The organism is Pontiella sp. (genome assembly GCF_041622395.1).
GTDB lineage: Bacteria > Verrucomicrobiota > Kiritimatiellia > Kiritimatiellales > Pontiellaceae > Pontiella.
Genome location: NZ_JBFJYW010000045.1, coordinates 1 through 16,997 on the forward strand (window position 1 = coordinate 1; position 16,997 = coordinate 16,997).

12 protein-coding genes are annotated in these 16,997 nt (G+C 60.0%); 1 reads left to right on the forward strand and 11 read right to left on the reverse strand.

Annotated features, from left to right (window positions below):
- Positions 1-217: 217 nt before the first annotated feature.
- From ABYO54_RS04240 to ABYO54_RS04290, 11 genes are all read right to left on the reverse strand, one after another.
- Positions 218-1,780 carry a GDSL-type esterase/lipase family protein gene (locus ABYO54_RS04240; protein ID WP_372806999.1) on the reverse strand — a complete coding sequence of 521 codons (1,563 nt, stop codon included), beginning with the start codon at positions 1,778-1,780 and terminating at the stop codon, positions 218-220.
- 78 nt (positions 1,781-1,858) lie between these two features.
- Positions 1,859-3,331 (reverse strand): sulfatase family protein, encoded by a 1,473-nt coding sequence (locus ABYO54_RS04245; RefSeq protein WP_407992460.1) that lies wholly within the window; start codon positions 3,329-3,331, stop codon positions 1,859-1,861.
- 5 nt (positions 3,332-3,336) lie between these two features.
- Positions 3,337-4,764 (reverse strand): sulfatase, encoded by a 1,428-nt coding sequence (locus ABYO54_RS04250; RefSeq protein ID WP_372807001.1) that lies wholly within the window; start codon positions 4,762-4,764, stop codon positions 3,337-3,339.
- Positions 4,765-4,772: 8 nt separating this feature from the next.
- Positions 4,773-5,915 (reverse strand): iron-containing alcohol dehydrogenase, encoded by a 1,143-nt coding sequence (locus tag ABYO54_RS04255; RefSeq protein ID WP_372807002.1) that lies wholly within the window; start codon positions 5,913-5,915, stop codon positions 4,773-4,775.
- 87 nt (positions 5,916-6,002) lie between these two features.
- Positions 6,003-7,121 carry an alpha/beta hydrolase fold domain-containing protein gene (locus ABYO54_RS04260; protein WP_372807003.1) on the reverse strand — a complete coding sequence of 373 codons (1,119 nt, stop codon included), beginning with the start codon at positions 7,119-7,121 and terminating at the stop codon, positions 6,003-6,005.
- A gap of 20 nt (positions 7,122-7,141) precedes the next feature.
- Positions 7,142-8,635: an alpha-L-fucosidase gene (locus ABYO54_RS04265; protein ID WP_372807004.1), complete on the reverse strand. Its 1,494-nt coding sequence runs from the start codon at positions 8,633-8,635 to the stop codon at positions 7,142-7,144.
- A complete protein-coding gene (locus ABYO54_RS04270) occupies positions 8,632-10,065 on the reverse strand; it encodes a sulfatase-like hydrolase/transferase (protein ID WP_372807005.1) in 1,434 nt (477 codons plus the stop codon). The genes ABYO54_RS04265 and ABYO54_RS04270 overlap by 4 nt, the downstream gene beginning before the upstream one ends.
- 78 nt (positions 10,066-10,143) lie before the next feature.
- Complete coding sequence (locus tag ABYO54_RS04275; RefSeq protein ID WP_372807006.1) at positions 10,144-11,664, reverse strand: arylsulfatase; 1,521 nt, start codon at positions 11,662-11,664, stop codon at positions 10,144-10,146.
- 20 nt (positions 11,665-11,684) lie between these two features.
- On the reverse strand, positions 11,685-13,121 hold the full coding sequence (locus ABYO54_RS04280; protein ID WP_372807010.1) for an arylsulfatase: 1,437 nt from the start codon (positions 13,119-13,121) through the stop codon (positions 11,685-11,687).
- 234 nt (positions 13,122-13,355) lie between these two features.
- The gene (locus ABYO54_RS04285; RefSeq protein WP_372807007.1) at positions 13,356-14,831 is read right to left on the reverse strand and encodes a sialate O-acetylesterase; all 1,476 of its coding nucleotides are present in this window, start codon (positions 14,829-14,831) and stop codon (positions 13,356-13,358) included.
- A gap of 137 nt (positions 14,832-14,968) precedes the next feature.
- Positions 14,969-16,267 carry a hypothetical protein gene (locus tag ABYO54_RS04290; protein ID WP_372807008.1) on the reverse strand — a complete coding sequence of 433 codons (1,299 nt, stop codon included), beginning with the start codon at positions 16,265-16,267 and terminating at the stop codon, positions 14,969-14,971.
- A gap of 248 nt (positions 16,268-16,515) precedes the next feature.
- Between ABYO54_RS04290 and ABYO54_RS04295 the strand changes: the two genes are divergently transcribed.
- Positions 16,516-16,992, forward strand: coding sequence for a CinA family protein (locus ABYO54_RS04295; protein WP_372807009.1), 477 nt, complete (start codon positions 16,516-16,518; stop codon positions 16,990-16,992).
- Positions 16,993-16,997 lie beyond the last annotated feature (5 nt).

Here is a 16,997-nt window from a genome sequence, read left to right on the forward strand (position 1 = left end):
AGTGGAAGCCTTCTTTTTCGAAACAGCCATGGGACTCCTTGTTCATAAAAGTACACAGTTCACCTATTATAGTGAAGAAAGCGCGTAATTAATAGCAACTTTCCCCGGGGCGTCAACGCTAAGTTGCAAAAGATTCCGCGGCGGCCCTTTGCCCGCCCGGAAACCTCCGCACCATTCCCCGCCCGCAAACGAATGCGGCGGAGCATCGCGCCGCATGTCATAAACCCGCTTTGCGCAAGCGGTTGCTCTTGACGAATTCCACAACGGGCGCCGGGTCGGCGAGGCCGTGCGGATGGTGGTCCTTGTCTTCGAAAACGACCTCGATGGCGCCGCCAAGTTCCTCGTAGCGCTCCTTCAAAATGGCGCCGTTTTCTTCGTACGGAACCGTGCGATCCCGCGTGCCGCACCCCATCAGAATCGGAACCCCCGCCTTGGCCAGCGGCTCCAGCAAATCGATGGGACTAACCGTGGCCGCAAGCGCCTCCTCATCGGTGGCAAAACCATAGGTTTCCTTCAACAACGCCCATGATTTTTTGGAGCCGGAACCTTTCGATCCACTCCCCGGAACGAGCTTTCCGCCCGGCCAGCTGTTCAGGTTGCAAACCCCGTTGTCCACATAGATGCTTTCCACCTTCTCCGGGTTGGCGGAAGCCCAGCGAAAGAGCGCCAGCGTCTCCCGGCTCATCGATGCCATCGAAACCGTTTTCGAAAAGCCGTAGGTCTCCGTCAGCAACTCATAGGCGGCATCGATTTTTTTGTTTCCGCGGGGATGGCCCGACACATCGCCGGGGGCAACCACCACGTGAAATCCCTGTTCAAGCAGCTGCAAATCGGCGCGGGTGAACCGTTCCACCGCCGACCCTTTCATGCCCCAGAAAATACTTCGCCAAAGCCATGGTTTCCCCGGTGCCGCCTGCTTCGGGCAAACCACCGAAATGCGCCCCTCGGCCGTTGGAATCTCATAGCGGTCGAAGCCGCGAAAATCGGTCTTATTCCCGCTGAAACCGGTCCCTTCTTTTGCGCCGCAGACCGAAACAATGGCCTGGTACCACTGCTCGGCCATGGTCGTGTTCCCTGCGGCATTGGGGTGCAGGTTGTCGGGGCGCATACTCGTTTCATATGCCTCGTTGAGCGGCGTAAACTGATCGACGAAATAGATCGCCTTGCCTTGGGCGCGGAAGGTCTCGACGATCGCCGGGATCGCCTGGTTGAATTCAATTACGCTCGCGGTTTCCGCTTCGTTGCGGCGGCTCGGCGGTATGGTCGCGAGAAAGATTTTTGGATTCCCGACGTCGGGCAAATCATAGATCGTCTGCACCAGCGCGCTCAGTCGCTTCGGGGCATTGGGAAGATCGAACCGTTCTCCCATGTCGTTCGTGCCGAGCATGATCAGGATGATGTCGGGCTTCACTTCCGCGAGACGCCCGCTGGTCCAAAAGGTCGACATGCTCTGCGTCATGCCGACCCGGCGGCGGATCGGTTCGTCGATGACCGAACCGGAAATCCCGGAATGGTAGTGATACCGGTTTTCGGCCGGCGTTGCCCCGGTTTCGGGCAGTCCGTCCACGTTCCGGACATGGTGCCCGGTGTAGGAGAATTGATAGCCATGCGCCGTCAGCAGGTCATAGAGCGCCTTACGCGGCGAGCCCTGCGGATCGCCGTCCGCATTGCTTTGCGTGATGGAATCGCCCACAAACCAGATGGCGCCAAGATCCTTGCCCTCTTCGGCCCGGCACGTCAGCGCGAGGCAGAGAACGGCTACGAGTTTCATCCATTTCATCGTGTTGCTCCTAACATTCGACCGGGCATTCAACCCGTTCGACAATCGTTTAAAAAAATAGCCGGCGAACCAAGCCGTTTACTTTCCGCTCTTCCAGAGTTTGATCTGGGCAACGTCGTTGTGGCTCTCCGGTCCGTCGGTACTGCGTCCGCGGTTGACGTCGGACGCCATCTGCTTCAGCAAGCGATCCACCACCTCGGGGTGCGAAAGGTAGAGATTGGTTGTTTCGCCGATATCCGCCTCCATATCATATAGTTGCGCGACCGGCGCCCCGGCTTCGACCTGTTTTTCGGTTGGCGAGGTCCACCCTCCGGACCCCTTGGCCAGTATGAGTTTCCACTTCCCCATTCGGTAGGAAAAGTGCCCGCTGATGGAATGATGGATCACCCCGGCGCGCGTGGAAACAATCGGTTTGCCGCTCAGCGCTGGCAGGAAGCTGACGCTGTCCTCGGCGCTGCCCGCCGGCACCGCCGCGCCGGTGAGATCCGCCACCGTTGCAAAAAGGTCGGTCAGGCAAAGGGTTTGGTCGCAGCTCGAACCGGGCTCAACCTTGCCCGGCCAGCGGACCAGGAACGGAACGCGGTGTCCGCCGTCCCAGCAATCCGCCTTGGAGCCGCGCAAATTCGCGCTCGGAAAGTGCCCCTGCGCTTCGAGCTTCGGAATTCCGGCGGCTTTGGAACAGCCGTTGTCGGAGCTGAAGATAACGAGCGTATTTTCGGTCAACCCGTTGCGGTCGAGCGCATCCAGAATGGCGCCGACTCCGGCGTCGGTCTGCATCACGAAATCGCCATACTCGCCGAGGCCGCTCTTACCCTGCCACTCCTGGGTCGGAACAATCGGCGCGTGCGGCGAGCCGAACGGAACATAGAGGAAGAAGGGTTGGTCCGGGGCCTGGGCCGCCCGCCCATCGATATACTCCACCGCCTTGCGGGTCAGGCGCGGCAGCATGTTGATTTCATCTTCGTGGAGAATCACCGTATCGTTTTCAATGACCGCCTTCATGTCACCCGCATGGTGGAAGCCGTGATAATAGTCGAAGCCCCGATCGACCGGGCCATCCGGGATCTTGCTGCCGACGGGCGCAAGCCCCTTGCCCTTCTTGGTGGTCTGCTTCTTCGCCTTCGCCCGGGTCAGCGTCTCCCCGGTAGCCGGGTCCCGATATTGGAAATCCAGATGCCATTTCCCGACGATCCCCGTATGGTAGCCCTGCCCTTTCAGGAAGCTGGCTACGGTTGGCCGATCAGCCGCAATCAAACAGGGATCAAAGCCTTGGACCACCCCGTTCTGCAACCGCGTACGCCAGCTGTAACGTCCGGTCATCAGGCCATAGCGCGTCGGCGAACAGACCGATGAGCCGGAATGGGCGTCGGTAAAGGTCATCCCTTCCTTTGCGAGACGGTCGATGCCCGGGGTCGGGATCTTGCCGCGCTCCGGGTTGAGGCAATGGACGTCGCCATAGCCCAGGTCGTCGCAAAGCACGAAGACGATATTGGGCTTGGCGCCCAGCGCGCTACCGACGGCGAAGGCCATCAGTCCGGCAACAACAAACATTCGTTTCATTTTTTACCATCTCCCGTTTTTTCGTTTTTCTTTTTGGATTGGGCCTCGGCGCCTTGATCGCCCTGCTGTTCCATCCAATCCGAAATGGCCGCCTTGAGTCGTTGTCGTTGCGGGGCATATTCAGGATTGTTGGCCAGATTGTTCATTTCCCACGGATCGGCATCCAAATCAAACAGCTGGAACTCCGGCTGCTTGCGGAAACGCCGCACCAGCGCTTCCGCTGCTGGATCGGTCTGGGCTTTTTCCAGCCACGAGCAATACATCAGGCGGACATGGCGGTCTTTCATTTTGTCCTCATAGCCGTAGTCGAACCCATTGATCGTGCGGACGGCGAACAGGTTGTCGGGCGTTAGGTTCCACATCAGCTTGAAGCGCCCGTCGGTCGCCGCGCGCGAAGAAAACGGCGGCCCCTCCGGCCCGCTGTTGTAGACGAAAAAGGCGTTGGAGCGATGGGTCTGGGTTTTGCCTTGAATCAGCGGCAGCAGACTTTTCCCGTCGAGCTCGTTCGGCACGGTTCCGCCGCCGCCATCGATCAAGGTCGGCAGGATGTCGCAATACTGCGCCAGCGCGTCGGTTTCAAAGGCGGTTTCCACGCCCGGCCATTTGATGATGCAGGCGGAGCGCACGCCCCAGTCGTAGGTGGTCCATTTTCCGCACGGCATGCCGGCCCCGTTTTCATCCAGCACAATCAGCGCGGTGTTGCCGTCGAGCTTGAGCGTTTCCAGCAGTGCCCGTGCCTTGCCGACCTGCTCGTCGAACAGCCGCACCTCGGCCAGATGCTCGCGATAGTAGTGCCGGGTCTCGGCGGTATCCACCAAGTGCGGCGGCAATTTCAACTCGTCGAGTTCCCACAGCGAGCTGTCGCCCGAATCCCACGGCGCATGCGCATGGATCGAACAGATAAAAAGACAGAACGGCTGCTCGGCATCGCGCGTCATGAATTCCTCGACGCCCTCCCACGTCTCGTTCGTCGTCTCGTGCGCATTGCAGTTGGCCGGGAAGCCCTTCACCCTTTCGAAGGGATACACCGACTTCGGTTTGAAATGCGTTTTACCGGTCAACCCGACCCGGTAGCCGAGTTTGCCCAGATGCTGCACCACGCTCAACGTGCCCGTCTTGGTTGCCTGGTGGTTCTGCACGCAGCCGTTGCGCTGCGGTTGCAGTCCGGTGTACAGCTCCGCGCGCGTCGGGGCGCAGATTGCTTCCGAAACAAACATGTTGGAGAAGCGGATCCCCTCCTGGGCCAGCCGATCGATGTTCGGCGACGTGTGCGGATTCAGGCCTCCGTAGCAGCCGAGGCTGGAGGCACTGATGTCGTCCCCGACGAGGATGAGATAGTTGGGGGCCTTGGCCGCGGCGCCAACCGACGCCGCCAGCAAGAACAGCCCCAACAGGCTTTTGGTTTTTCCGGAATCGAGGTGCATGCCCGAACTTATTTATAGGCCTTTTTCAGGATGGCCAGGGTGTCGGCCTCGGATACCGGGGCGGGGTCGAGCTCGAACAGGAAGCCCATGGTGTCGCGGGCGTGGGCCGCGATGGTTTCGAGGTCGGACTCGCGCATGCCGTAGTCGGACATCTTCAGGTCGCGCACGCCGCAGGCGGTTTGGAGCTTCAGCAGTTCCGCAACAAAATCGGTTCCGCCCATGGCGGCGGCCATCTTGGCATAGCGATCCTTGCAGACCTCGGCAAAGTGCGAGAAGTAGGCTTCGCTGAGCATGATCAGGCCGGCACCATGCGGCAGCTTCGGATAGATGCCGCTCATGGCGTGTTCAAGCGAGTGCTCGGAAATGCAGCAGGAGGTCGATTCGACCATGCCCGAGAGGGTGTTGGCCAAGGCCACGTTGCCGCGCGCCTCGATGTCGTTGCCGTCGGCCACCGCACGCGGCAGCGATGCGGCCAGCAACCGGATGCTTTCGAGCGCATAGAGGTCGCTCATGGGCGTGGCGATGTTGGCCAGATAGCCCTCGACCGCATGGAACAGGGCATCGAAACCCTGGAAGGCGGTCAATTGCGGCGGGACGGAAACCATCAGCTCGGGATCGACCACGGAGAGGACCGGGAAGGTCAACGAAGGATTGCCGAAGCCGATTTTTTCTTCGCCGTTGGTGATGACGGTCCACGGGTCGGCTTCCGTACCGGTTCCGGCGGTGGTGGTGATGGCGACGATCGGCAGGGCGCCGTTGGGAACCGTTTGGCCCTTGCCGGAGCCGCTGCCGATATAGTCCCAGTAGTCGCCGGGATTGACGGCCATCACCGCAATCGATTTGGCGGCATCGATCGAGGAACCGCCGCCGAGACCAACCACGAAATCGCAACCGTTTTCTTTGGCGAGCGCCGCGCCTTGCATCACATGTTCCTTGATCGGGTTGGGCAGGATTTTATCGAAGACGACCGATTCCACCTGCTGCTTTTTGAGCAGCTCGACCACCCGGTCGAGGTAGCCATGCTTGCGCATCGAGGTGCCGCTGGAAATGACGATCAGCGCCTTCTGGCCCGGCAGCTTTTCTTCCGCCAGCTGGTTGAGCTTGCCTGCGCCAAACAGGATTTTCGTCGGGATGTAATAATCAAAATTCATTTGTCATGCTCCTTGTCCGTTGATTCCCGGAGCCCCATCGGGCTCCGTTGCAAAATTTATAATCCGTTTCTTCCGCGAGATGCCCATCTATTGGTGATCCACGAAAAACCGCACCGTTCGATCGATGATCTCATTGCGGGAGGGGTCGATCGGCGCATCGACGCTGCGCCAGTTGTGGCCGGCGTTCTTGACGATCATGATTTCGACGGGCGCCTTCAGCTCCTCCGCTTTTTTCTGCATGCGATAGGCATGCTTCACGGGGATGGTGGTGTCCTTGTCGCCCTGGATCATCAGCAACGGCGGACTCTCCTGGGTCAAATAGTTGACCGGGCTCATTTCCCGGTAAAGCGCCGGCTTGTCTTCGGGCGTTGAGTCGCTGGTCAGGATGCGCGCTCCAAAGCGGTCGCGGAAGTTTGCGCGATCATCGTGATTGAACAGCTGTTCGTTTTCAAAGTCGCACGGGCCATACCAGGAAACCCCCGCCACGGTCTTGTAGGCATACTTCGCCAGCTCGGGATCGCCCGGCAAGCTTTCGGGCGGAGCAAACAGCAGCATCTGCGCGAGATGCCCGCCCGCCGAGTCGCCGAAGGTGTAGATGCGCATGGGGTCGATGCCGAGCTCGTCCTTATGGGCCGAGATGAAGCGGACGGCATCCTTTGAATCGATCACGCAATCGCGCATCGCGGTCCCCTGCTCCTTTTTCACGAGGCGATAGCCCACGGAGACCACGCAAAAGCCCTGCTTGAGCAACGCGCCGTGAACTTTGTCGAACGAGGCGTTGCCCGCCCCTTGCTTGCTTCCGGCCGCCCAGCCGCCCCCGTGCGTGTAGACCACCACGGGTTTCTTGTTGCTGTCATCCACCTCGGGAAAATAGAAATCCAGATAGACGCCTTCGCCGTCGACGCGCTTGAACAGCACATTGTGCAGCTGCCGCCCCGTGCCGGTGACGTACTTCAGGCTATACCGACCGATCTCTTCGGCATCGATCGCGCCATCCTTGTTTCGGTCGTACTTTTTGTTCTTTTCCCAGAGTTCGGCGTTTTCCGCTTTTTCGAATTTTCCGTCGCCGTTGGTGTCGCCGGATGCCATGACCCGCTGCGCGAAACGCTGCGTGTAGCCCACGTCTTCCTTCAACGGTTCGATGGCATGGATGGTACCTGCGCAAAGCGTCAGCAGGGCGATGGGGGTGAGTGTTTTTCGTTTCATGACAGATACCTTTCCAATCGCTAGTGCTCGCGGGTCGCTTCCCGAAGTTGCTTCAGCAAGGCGCGGGATGCCGGAGAGACCGATCCGTCTTCATACATTTCCAGATTGATCGATAGCGGGTATCGCTTCTGCTGCGCGGTCCGAACCATTTCGGTCAGTTTCTTCAAGGAGTATTTCGGTTTCGCGATGATGGCGTTTTTTTCGATGTGCCCCCATTTCCTCTCCAGAATAAAACAACCATGGGCCATCAACCCCTCCTGTTGTCCCGACGGAAAGACTCCATCGCGCAACTCCTGGAATCCGGTTTTTCCTTCGCCCCCATAAAAATCCTGATATTCGGTCAACCGCGGTTTCACCCAGGAGTTGTAGGCGACGACCCGCTCGGGGTTGCCGCTCTTGGCGGCGAGCGTCAGTTCCTTGAACGGAGCGGACAGGATGCCCTGATCGCCCGGTGTGCCGTCGAAATGGCAGTTGTAGTAGCGCTGGCCGCCATCGAACCACCAGCCGTTGAGCTTGTCGCCGTAGCGGTTGCCAATCTCCGACACGATCGCGCTCCAGTTCTTGAACAACTCGCTCTTGTCGGCCCGGTATCCGCCCGTTGCCTCCATCCAATCCGCATCGATCGAATGGTTGCAGTCATAGCCGTAGTGATAATAGAAGATGAGTTTGATGCCGCGCGCGTGCAAGGCGTCCGCCATTTCGCCGAGCAGATCGCGCTGGGTGGTGCGCCCCGGAAGGATCGCATCCAGCGATTTTATCGGCGCCGAGATATATTGGTTGCCCCAGGTGATCGACCAGAGCACGTAGGCCGCGCCCGACTCTTCGACCATCTCGACGAAACCTTCGAGGTCGAAATCGTCGACCTTTTGCTCCCAGGGCTTGATCGATCCCGCAGGCGGTGTTGCCCGGTTCGTCCATTGGAACATCAGCCCGTAGCCGGCATCCTTGAACCAATCCGGGCTCTTGCGGCTCGCCTGCGCCTCGCTGAGCAACGCGGCCTTCACGGCGGGACGAACCAGCTCCAGCGTATCGAATTGAAATCCCTTGGCGGCCTCGACCTCCAGCGTGAGCATGTTTTCGCCCGCCTTTAGCGGAATCGTGCCGAGCGCGATCCGGTCCCAGCCCTTCCCCTCGACGGCGGCTTCCAGCAGCGCGCCGTTGCAGGCCAGCTTCATGCGGGAGCCATTGCCCGCCGCCACCGCGCAGACGTCGTATATCCCGTCCGCCGGCGCATTCAGCTTCCACTCGATGTGGCACGGACCGGCGGCCTTCGGCTCCATCCACAGGTTCATGTAATTGCGGAAGTTGTTTTTGAATTCCGCCCGATCGTTGCCGAGGATGCCCGCCACCACATTGATTCCCTCCGGATTGATGGGAAGGGGGGCAAACACCTGCGGGCCGGAAGGCGCCGCCGTTGCCGCGTAATCCGGATTGCCGCGCTGCGGATTGGCCGCAACTCCGATCGTCCAGCAGGAACAGATTGCCGCAATGATCAGTCGATTGGTCGTTTTCATTGTTTTTCGCCTTTGGTTTTTTCTTCGAGCCGCCGTTGCTTTTGCTGCGCGGCTTTTTCACGGGCTTTCACCTGTTCCTTCCACGTGGGGATCACATCGGGCACGGACCATTCGGCTTTGCCCGGATTGGCGACGGTGAGCGCATCGGTATCGCCCATTGCCCGGCGCGTCGTTTCAAGCAAGGCGGTCAGTTCCTTGATTTTTCCGGCGTACTCGGGATTGGCCGCCAAGTCGTTCATTTCGTGTGGATCGGACTGGAGATCGAAAAGCTGGGTCTTGTCGATGAGCGGATAGCGGGCCAGCTTCCAGCGCTCGTCGCGGATGGCGCGCTGGCAGTCTCTGTAGGCCGTGAAAAGTACGTCGCGCACCTTCGGTTGGGTTCCATTGATGACGGGCACCAGGCTCTTGGCATCCAGTCCGTCCGGCACCGGGATGCCGGCGAGTTCGCACATCGTCGGATAGACGTCGTACAGGTAGGCAAAGGATTCGGATTCGCCTTGGGCAATGCCGGGGCCGGCGAACACCAGCGGCACCTCCATGCCGCCGAGTTCATAGACATTCTGCTTCCCGATCAGCCCATGCTCTCCAAGCGATAGCCCGTTGTCGCCCGCCACGATGAAAATCGTGTTCTCGAACTGGCCCGCTTGTTTGAGGGCGTCGACGACCCGCCCGATCTGGTCGTCCAGATAGGTCACCGATGCGTAATATTTCGCACGCTTGCCGCCGACGCTTTCCGGCGTGCGCGGCCAGGGCAAGGTCTGTTCGTCGCGGACCAGCATCTCGCCGTTGTCGAAGGGATGCATCGGCAGGAAATTGACCGGCATCGGAATGTCGGCGGCTTTGTAGAGCGCGTGATAGCTCTTGGGCGAAAACTGCGGATCGTGCGGTTCGTGCGGCGCCATGTAGAGGAAGAGCGGCTTCTTCCCGGCATTCTTTTGGATGAAGGCGATCAGGTTGTCGGCGTTGCCCTCGGCGGTTTTTCCGTCGATGTGGACGTCGTAATATTGATCCACCTGATTCGGGTTGCTGCCGAACTTCCCGCTGCGGATGGAGGCATACCCCGCCGTGGCGAGCGTCTGCCCCAATAGCGGGGTCTCGGTTTCCGGGCGCCGGTATTTTGCACCGCCCTTCAGAATGGCCTGGACGTCCGGGCGCAGGTAGCTCCGGCCGGAGGCGATCATCGCACGGCTGGGTACGCAGACCCCGCCGCGGTCCGAACCAAGCGTGTAGGCGTTGCGAAAGGCAAATCCCCGTTCGCAGAGTTTGTCGATGTGCGGCGTCTTGACGATTTGACCGCCAAGCGCACCAATGCCGTCGGCCCGCAAATCGTCCGCCAGAAAAAAGCAGATGTTGAGCTTCTCGGATGCCGCCGCCACCTGCATCGATGCGGCCAGCAACACCAGGGCAAAAACCGTTTGGCGTGTTTTCATTCTTCTCCAGTCGATGCCTTTATCGGCAAAAAAACGGCAAATCCAAAGCATGCCGGCGCGAACCGGCGCTTCGCCGCATCAAGGGGCAAGTTCGTTGTATTCTTTCTCGGTCATCCAGGTCAGATCCTTCCAGTAGCCGGTATCATTGGGCTGCGCCGCACCGGGGGTGCTGCGTCCCCGGGCCATGAGGAGCGAAATTTTCTTTTGCAGGGCGTCCACCTTTTCGGGATGGTTCGCCGCCACGTTTTGGGTTTCGGCGCGGTCGGTGGAGAGATCGTACAACTCGGCGGCCTTCTGGTTGGACGGCAAAATCAGCTTCCAGTTTCCTTCCGTGATCGCGTAGCGGAAGTCGCTGCTGTCATGGCTGATGAAAGGGACCCGCGCATAGTCGGCCTGCGGATCCAGCAAAACCGGAGCAAAGCTTTGGCTGTCCTCGCCGGCGTTTTCCGGGAGCGCCACGCCGAGCAGGTCGGCGAAGGTGGCCAGCAGATCGGTCTGGCAGACCACCTGGTCCCAGCGGCGGCCCGGCTGCTTGATCCCGGCGGGCCAACGCACCATGAATGGAACGCGCTGCCCCCCTTCGTATACGGAACGCTTCCCGTCGCGCAAGCCGCCGCGGCTGTCGTGCCCATATTCCTCCAAACGTCCCGGCCATGACTTTTCCGGACCGTTGTCGCTCGAGAAAACAATCAGCGTGTTTTCATCGATGCCCGCGCTTTCGAGAAAGTCGAGGACCTGTCCGATGCGATAGTCGGTTTCGATCACAAACTCGCCGTAGGCTCCCGCCTCGCCCTTGCCATGGAATTCGGGCAGCGGACAGACCGGATAGTGCGGCGAGGTGTAGGGCAAGTAGAGAAAGAACGGTTTGCCGTTCTTGGCGTCTTCGACTTTGCCGCCCAGCCATTCGATGGCTTTGTCGGTAAAGCGCGTCAGGCACTCGTTGTCGATGAAGTCGGGTGCGACCTCCATCCCTTTTTCCCGATCGTACGGAGGCATGATTCGGTAATCCATGTGGCGCGGGTTTTTCTTTTTCGCGGTAAGGAGCGTCGGCGGCACCTTGGCATAGCGCCCTTCGAACCAGGCCAAGACGCCGAAGTTCAACGATGCCGGAATGCCGAAGAAATAGTCGAAGCCTTTGTCGAGCGGCATATCCCGGACCGGTTGCGACCAGTCGCGCTTCTTGGAGGTTCCCGGGAAATCCATTCCGAGGTGCCATTTTCCGACCATCGCGGTGTGGTAGCCGTTTTCCTTGAACAAGCTGGCCAGCGTCATGCGGCCATCGGCAATCATCCCTTTGGCTTCCGCACCGAGAACGCCCCGCTTGCGGACGGTGCGCCAGGGATAGCGCCCGGTCAGCAAGGCGTAGCGGCTCGGCGTGCAGACCGAGTCCGCGCTGTGGCCGTTGGTGAAAACAATGCCTTCCTTGGCCAGCCGATCCATGTTCGGTGTTTGGAATTTCGCCTCGGGATTGAGCGCGCTCACATCGCCGTAGCCCTGGTCGTCGGTATAGATCACGATCACATTGGGCCGGTAGGCCGCCCAACCGATCGTTGCCGACAGCCATACCACGGAAGCCAACACTTGCCGGGAATAGTTCATTTTAACCGCCTTGTTTAAACCTACAGTTCCGGAGCCACCCAGTTGGGAATCCCCGTCGTCTCTTTTTGCTTCAGATAATTGACCAAGAAGGGCTTCTCGATATCCAGCGGCGCATCCTCGTTGACCATGAGCGGCCGGGCCCTGGACCAAAAGGCCTCATAGGCCTGGTTCAGTCCGCTGACCACTTCGGGGTGTTGCGCGAAGACGTTGCGCTCCTCGCCGGGATCCTTCTCGATGTCGTAAAGCGCATCCGGCCCCACCAGCCGCCATTTTTCGGAGCGCACGGCATAGTTCTTGTTTTTATAGCTGTCCGGGTTGGCATCGCCCTTGCCAAAATTGCCCCGGGCCCCCGCCTTGGGCCAGCGGCCGGTATGGAAGCACAGCTTCCGGTCCGGCCACGCGGCTTCCGGATCCTTCAGCAACGGCACCAGGCTGCGCCCGTCCAACCCGAGGCCGGAAATATCCGCGCCCGCCAACTCGGCAAACGTCGGGAACAGATCGATGTGGCGCGCCAGCTGATCGAGATCGCGGCCGGAGGTGGTCAGGCCGGGCAACCGGAAAAACAGCGGCACCCGTGCGCCGCCCTGGTTCACCGAACCTTTTTTGCCTTTCATGCCCGCGTTGTAAATGGTCGATCCCTTGGCGCTGCCGTTGTCGGTCGAAAAAATGAGCAGGGTGTTTTCGGCCAGTCCCCACTCATCGAGTTTCTGCATGATCAGGCCCATGTTTTCGTCGATGTTGGTAATCATGCCGAGGAAGGCCGCAATGTTCTTGTCCTTGGCCTGCTCCAGATACATCGCCGAATACGATTCGGCAACCTTGTAGGGGCCATGCGGCGCATTGAAGGCCACATAGGCGAAGAATGGCTTGTCTTTCTGCTGCTTGATCCACCCGAGAGCCTGCCGGGTGAAGACATCGGTGCAGTAGCCGCTGGTTTTTTCGAAGACGCCGTTGTGGCGAATCGTCGGGTCGAAATAATCGTTCCGCGGCACATCGCCTTGCCCCCCTTGGAAGTTCTGGCCGATTCCGCCGGCGCCATGGATGAAAACCTCGTCGAAACCGCGGTTGCCGGGCTGGTAGGCCGCTTCTTCACCCAGATGCCATTTGCCGAAAATCCCGGTCGCGTAGCCGGCGTTCTTCAGCACCTCGGCGACGGTGGTCACGCCCAACGCCATGCGCTCGCGTTCCAAGATGGTATGGGTCACGCCGACTTCGAACGGATTGCGGCCCGACATCAGCGCCGACCGCGTCGGCGCGCAGGTGGGGCTGACGTGATAGTCGGTAAAGCGCGTGCTTTGGGCATAGAGCTTGTCGATGTTCGGCGTTTGGAGAAAGGGATGGCCGTGGCAGGCCAGATCGCCATACCCTTGGTCATCGGTCAGAACGAACAGGATGTTCGGTTGTTTTTCGGCCCATGATGCGCCGGCCCATCCGAGCGCTCCCGCGAGGCATGCCATCAATACAGCTTTGTTCATTACTTTTTCTCCTTTAATCTTTCGAAATTCCAGAATCATGCGGTTCGTCCGCCCCCATTGCGTGGATCGAAGTTCCCGGAACGGCAGAGGGGGCGAAACGTCCTCGGGCCGATATCGATCCCTTCCAATTGACCGACGGAAGGCCCGGGTTTTGGACAATGCCCAGGGAATATTCCCTGCGCGGTTTCATCGGAATCGATGGGCCGGGCCAATGGATTACGGCGCGAAGGAATCGGTCCGGAACGGATAGGCAGGAAGTCCGGCTGCATTGACCAGATTCACGGCGGGCTTTCCGGCAAAGGCGTAGCGGACATAGAGCGGCTTTTGCAAGGCGGCCGAATGCAAAACCACCGTCGTTCCCTGAAGCTCGGCCTCGGCCCGCACCCACTTCGCGGAATCATCCGCCAACCAAAACGCGGCGGGCGCCTGTCCGTCCGTGGTCGCCAGGCCATCGGCATGGTCGAAGTGAACGACCAGTCGGTCGCCCTTGCGCTCGATGCTTGTCATGACGGGGCCTTGCGCCTCGACCGGCTGCCCCAGGGTGTCGCGCATGGCCAAAAGCGCGAGGCGCCGGCCGACCGGCAACTTGTCCTTGGGGTGGACGTTTTTGAGGTCGCCCAAATCAATCAAGTTGGCCACGCCCGTGTGCGGCAGCGCCAAGGCCTTCATTTGGGATTCGCGCAGCCAGGCCCACGAATGGGCCGCCGGGTGCTCCGCATCCTTTAGCGGGCCGCTTCCCAGCGTGGTTCCGTAGCCCGGCAGCATCACGATCAGGAAGTGCATCCGGTCGTTGTTCCACGCTTTCCGGTAGCGCTGGATCCATTGTTGCAGGGTGTCTGCATACTTCAACATGCCGGAGTTGCGGGAAAACCAAGGGTCCTTCACCATTCCATGCATCGACTGGGTGTTGCGTTCGCCTTGGTACCACACCAGACCGCGGCAGGCATAGGGGGCGAGCGGATGCATCATGGCATTGTAGAGAATGTTCGACTGGCGGCGCAGAAAGACGTCGTCTTTCCCGCTCCACGGTTTCGGGCCGTCCAAAATGGCGGCGATTTTCTGGCGGGTCTCGGTATCGGCATCGAACTCCTCCATCATCGTTTTGAAATGCGGGACGGTCGCCGTCATATCGCGCGGCATCCAGGCCTCGATCGAGGAGCTGCCCCAGCAGGTCAGGAAGATCCCGACCGGAACATCGGCGGCTTCTTCCAGGAAATAGGCGAAGGCAAACGCCACGGCGCTGCCGGGATGCTGAGCAACCCACTCCCCTTCGCACTCGTCCTGTTCCTCGAAAGCAACGGCTTTCTTCACCTCGAAGGTGCGGAGGTTTTTCGCGGTGGGCGCCAAGGCCTTGATCTCGGGCACCGAGCCGTAGCCCAGCTGCATATTCGACTGGCCGGAGCAGATCCAGACCTCTCCGACGAGCACATCGGAGAAGGAACATTGGACATCGCGAGAGGAAACCTTAAGCACCCGGGGTTCGAACGAGGCCGGGAGCGGGGCGAGGGCGACCCGCCACGCGCCTTCCGCATCGGCTTGGGTTGTCTTTTTCTGGCCGGCAAACTCGACGGTCACCTTCGCGCCGGGATCGGCTTTCCCCCAGACCGGAACGGGCATTTCCCGTTGCAACACCGCGTGGTCGCCAAACGTCGACGCCACCGTCAATTCCGCCTGCATAACAGACGGAAACATGCATCCGAACACCAATGCTCCCCAAAATCCGTTACCCAACAAACTCCTGATTTTCATGCTTTTCATTCCTTTTTCCCGCGCACTGCCCGTTCGTTCTCAACCCAAGTCCATCCGGCATTCGCCGGGACCCGGCGAAGCTACTCCGCGGCAGTCACATAACTCTGGATGGCCTTCATCCCTTTGATTCGCTTGTACTCGCCGCGAGTCAGGCTCGCGACCTTCTTGAAATTGACATCCTCCGCCGAACCTTCGTCTTCCTTGACGAAATGGATCACATTGATTTCGAATGCGTTTTTATTCTGTTTCGACACGCCGCTCTTCGTGGGGGCGGCGGCTTTTTCCTTGCCGCGCAGGTTGTTGAAGGCCTCCACCATCTCGTCCGGCGAGTATCGGGCATACGTCGCACCCGACGGCGGGACCCGCACCCCCGGGCAGTAGGCCTGGACCAGCCCGTGATTGCCTCGGGCGATTACCCGGGGCGCCTGGTTCCGTGCGCGACGCCGTTCGTTTTCCTCCTGCAAGAGCCGACGGGCCTTGGCCAAGGCCTCTTCATACCGTTCTTGATCGGAATCCGACCAATCGCGCTCCCGGGTTCCGGTTTTATACACAAGATTTCCCCAGCGACAGCTGAGAACAAACACGACATCGGCCTGCTGCTTCATGGCGAGGAGCGTCGGCCGGGCCCACTCGCCCGGGGAGCTCTGCAACGGCTCGACCTGGAATTCCCCGCCAATCCGAACGCCGCCCGGCCCGAGCGTCTTCGGGCCGTAGTCGCGGTCGCCCATGCCTTGCGATACGGCATTGAGCGGTTTCAGCCACGCCTCCACCTTGCCGACATTATCCGGCGTTGCCGCCACCATTTCGGGAAAGAGCGTGTAGTCGCCACCGCCGTATACGGCGATGTTGAACAGAATGGTGGAGTTCAGGCCTTCGAGAATCCGCACGAGCTCGGATTTAATGATGGTATAGGCCGGAATGCCGCCCATGCTGTCGACCATCATATATGCGGAGGCATCCAAAACAATGAAGACCTTCTCGCCTTTGCTTTTGATGCCGAAAAGCTCCATCTCCGGCATGGCGAATCCAAGGCTTCCCCCGCCCCCCAAACCGCCGGCGGCCGAACCCATCCCGCCTTTGACCCCGGTGATTTCCGGCATTTTTATGTCGGGGACCTGCTGCAGTTTGGGCTGAACGACGATCCGCTTGCGCAGCTTCGGCTTCTGGGTTTGCTTTTTCTTGATGTTGACCGGCACCTGCAATTTCTTGAGTTGCATCTTGGGGCGCTGGACTTTCTTTGCCTCGAAAACCTGATCGTCTTTCGTTATAACCGTTACCGCCACAAACGAAAGCGCCACCAAGATCAGAATTGCATGGATCCCCAGACTGATGAGTGCCGCACTGGATTTGGCATGTTTTGCAAAATAACGTTTACCCATTCCCTTGCCCCGATTTGTCTTACCGAACCACCACTGCCACCCCGGGAACCCGTAGCCGATAAAAAAGATACCGATTCCAATGTTCGATAATCCGCAGATCTCCGGAACGAGTCCACTTTATTCTCACGCAACTTTGACGGCCGCGACCCATCGGGCGCTTCGGGGCCGGCTCATCCGCGGCCCCTCGGGCGCTTCGCAACGCTCGGGTTGGCTTGCCCGTCGCCACCCATTGCCGGTATAAAGCGGCCATGAATGGAACCGCGAAGGAAATCAAGGCGTTGCTGCTGGAGGCGGGCAAAACCGTTTCGGTTGCCGAAAGCATAACCGCCGGCCGCGTTCAGGCGTTGCTCACCTCGGAATCGGGAGTTTCAAAGGTCTTCAAGGGCGGGATCTCCGCCTACCAAGCGCCCGTCAAGGTCGAGTTGCTCGGGGTCGACGCCGCCTTGGCGGAGCGCACCGATTGCGTGGACGAGGAAATCGCCCGCCAAATGGCCACGGGAGCGCTGAAGCTGTTCAGGTCCGACTACGCCATTGCCACCTGCGGCTACGCGGAGAGGCCGGACGGAAACCCGTATGCCTTTTTCGCCATTGCCCAAGAACCGGGCACGATCCTGCACAGCGAACGAATCGAACTGTCCGGCAACCGGACCGATGTCCAGCAGGAAGCGGCGCAACGCGCGTTGAAAACGTTCTCCAACCTGCTTCGCATTGCGGCCGGACCGTAGACCGG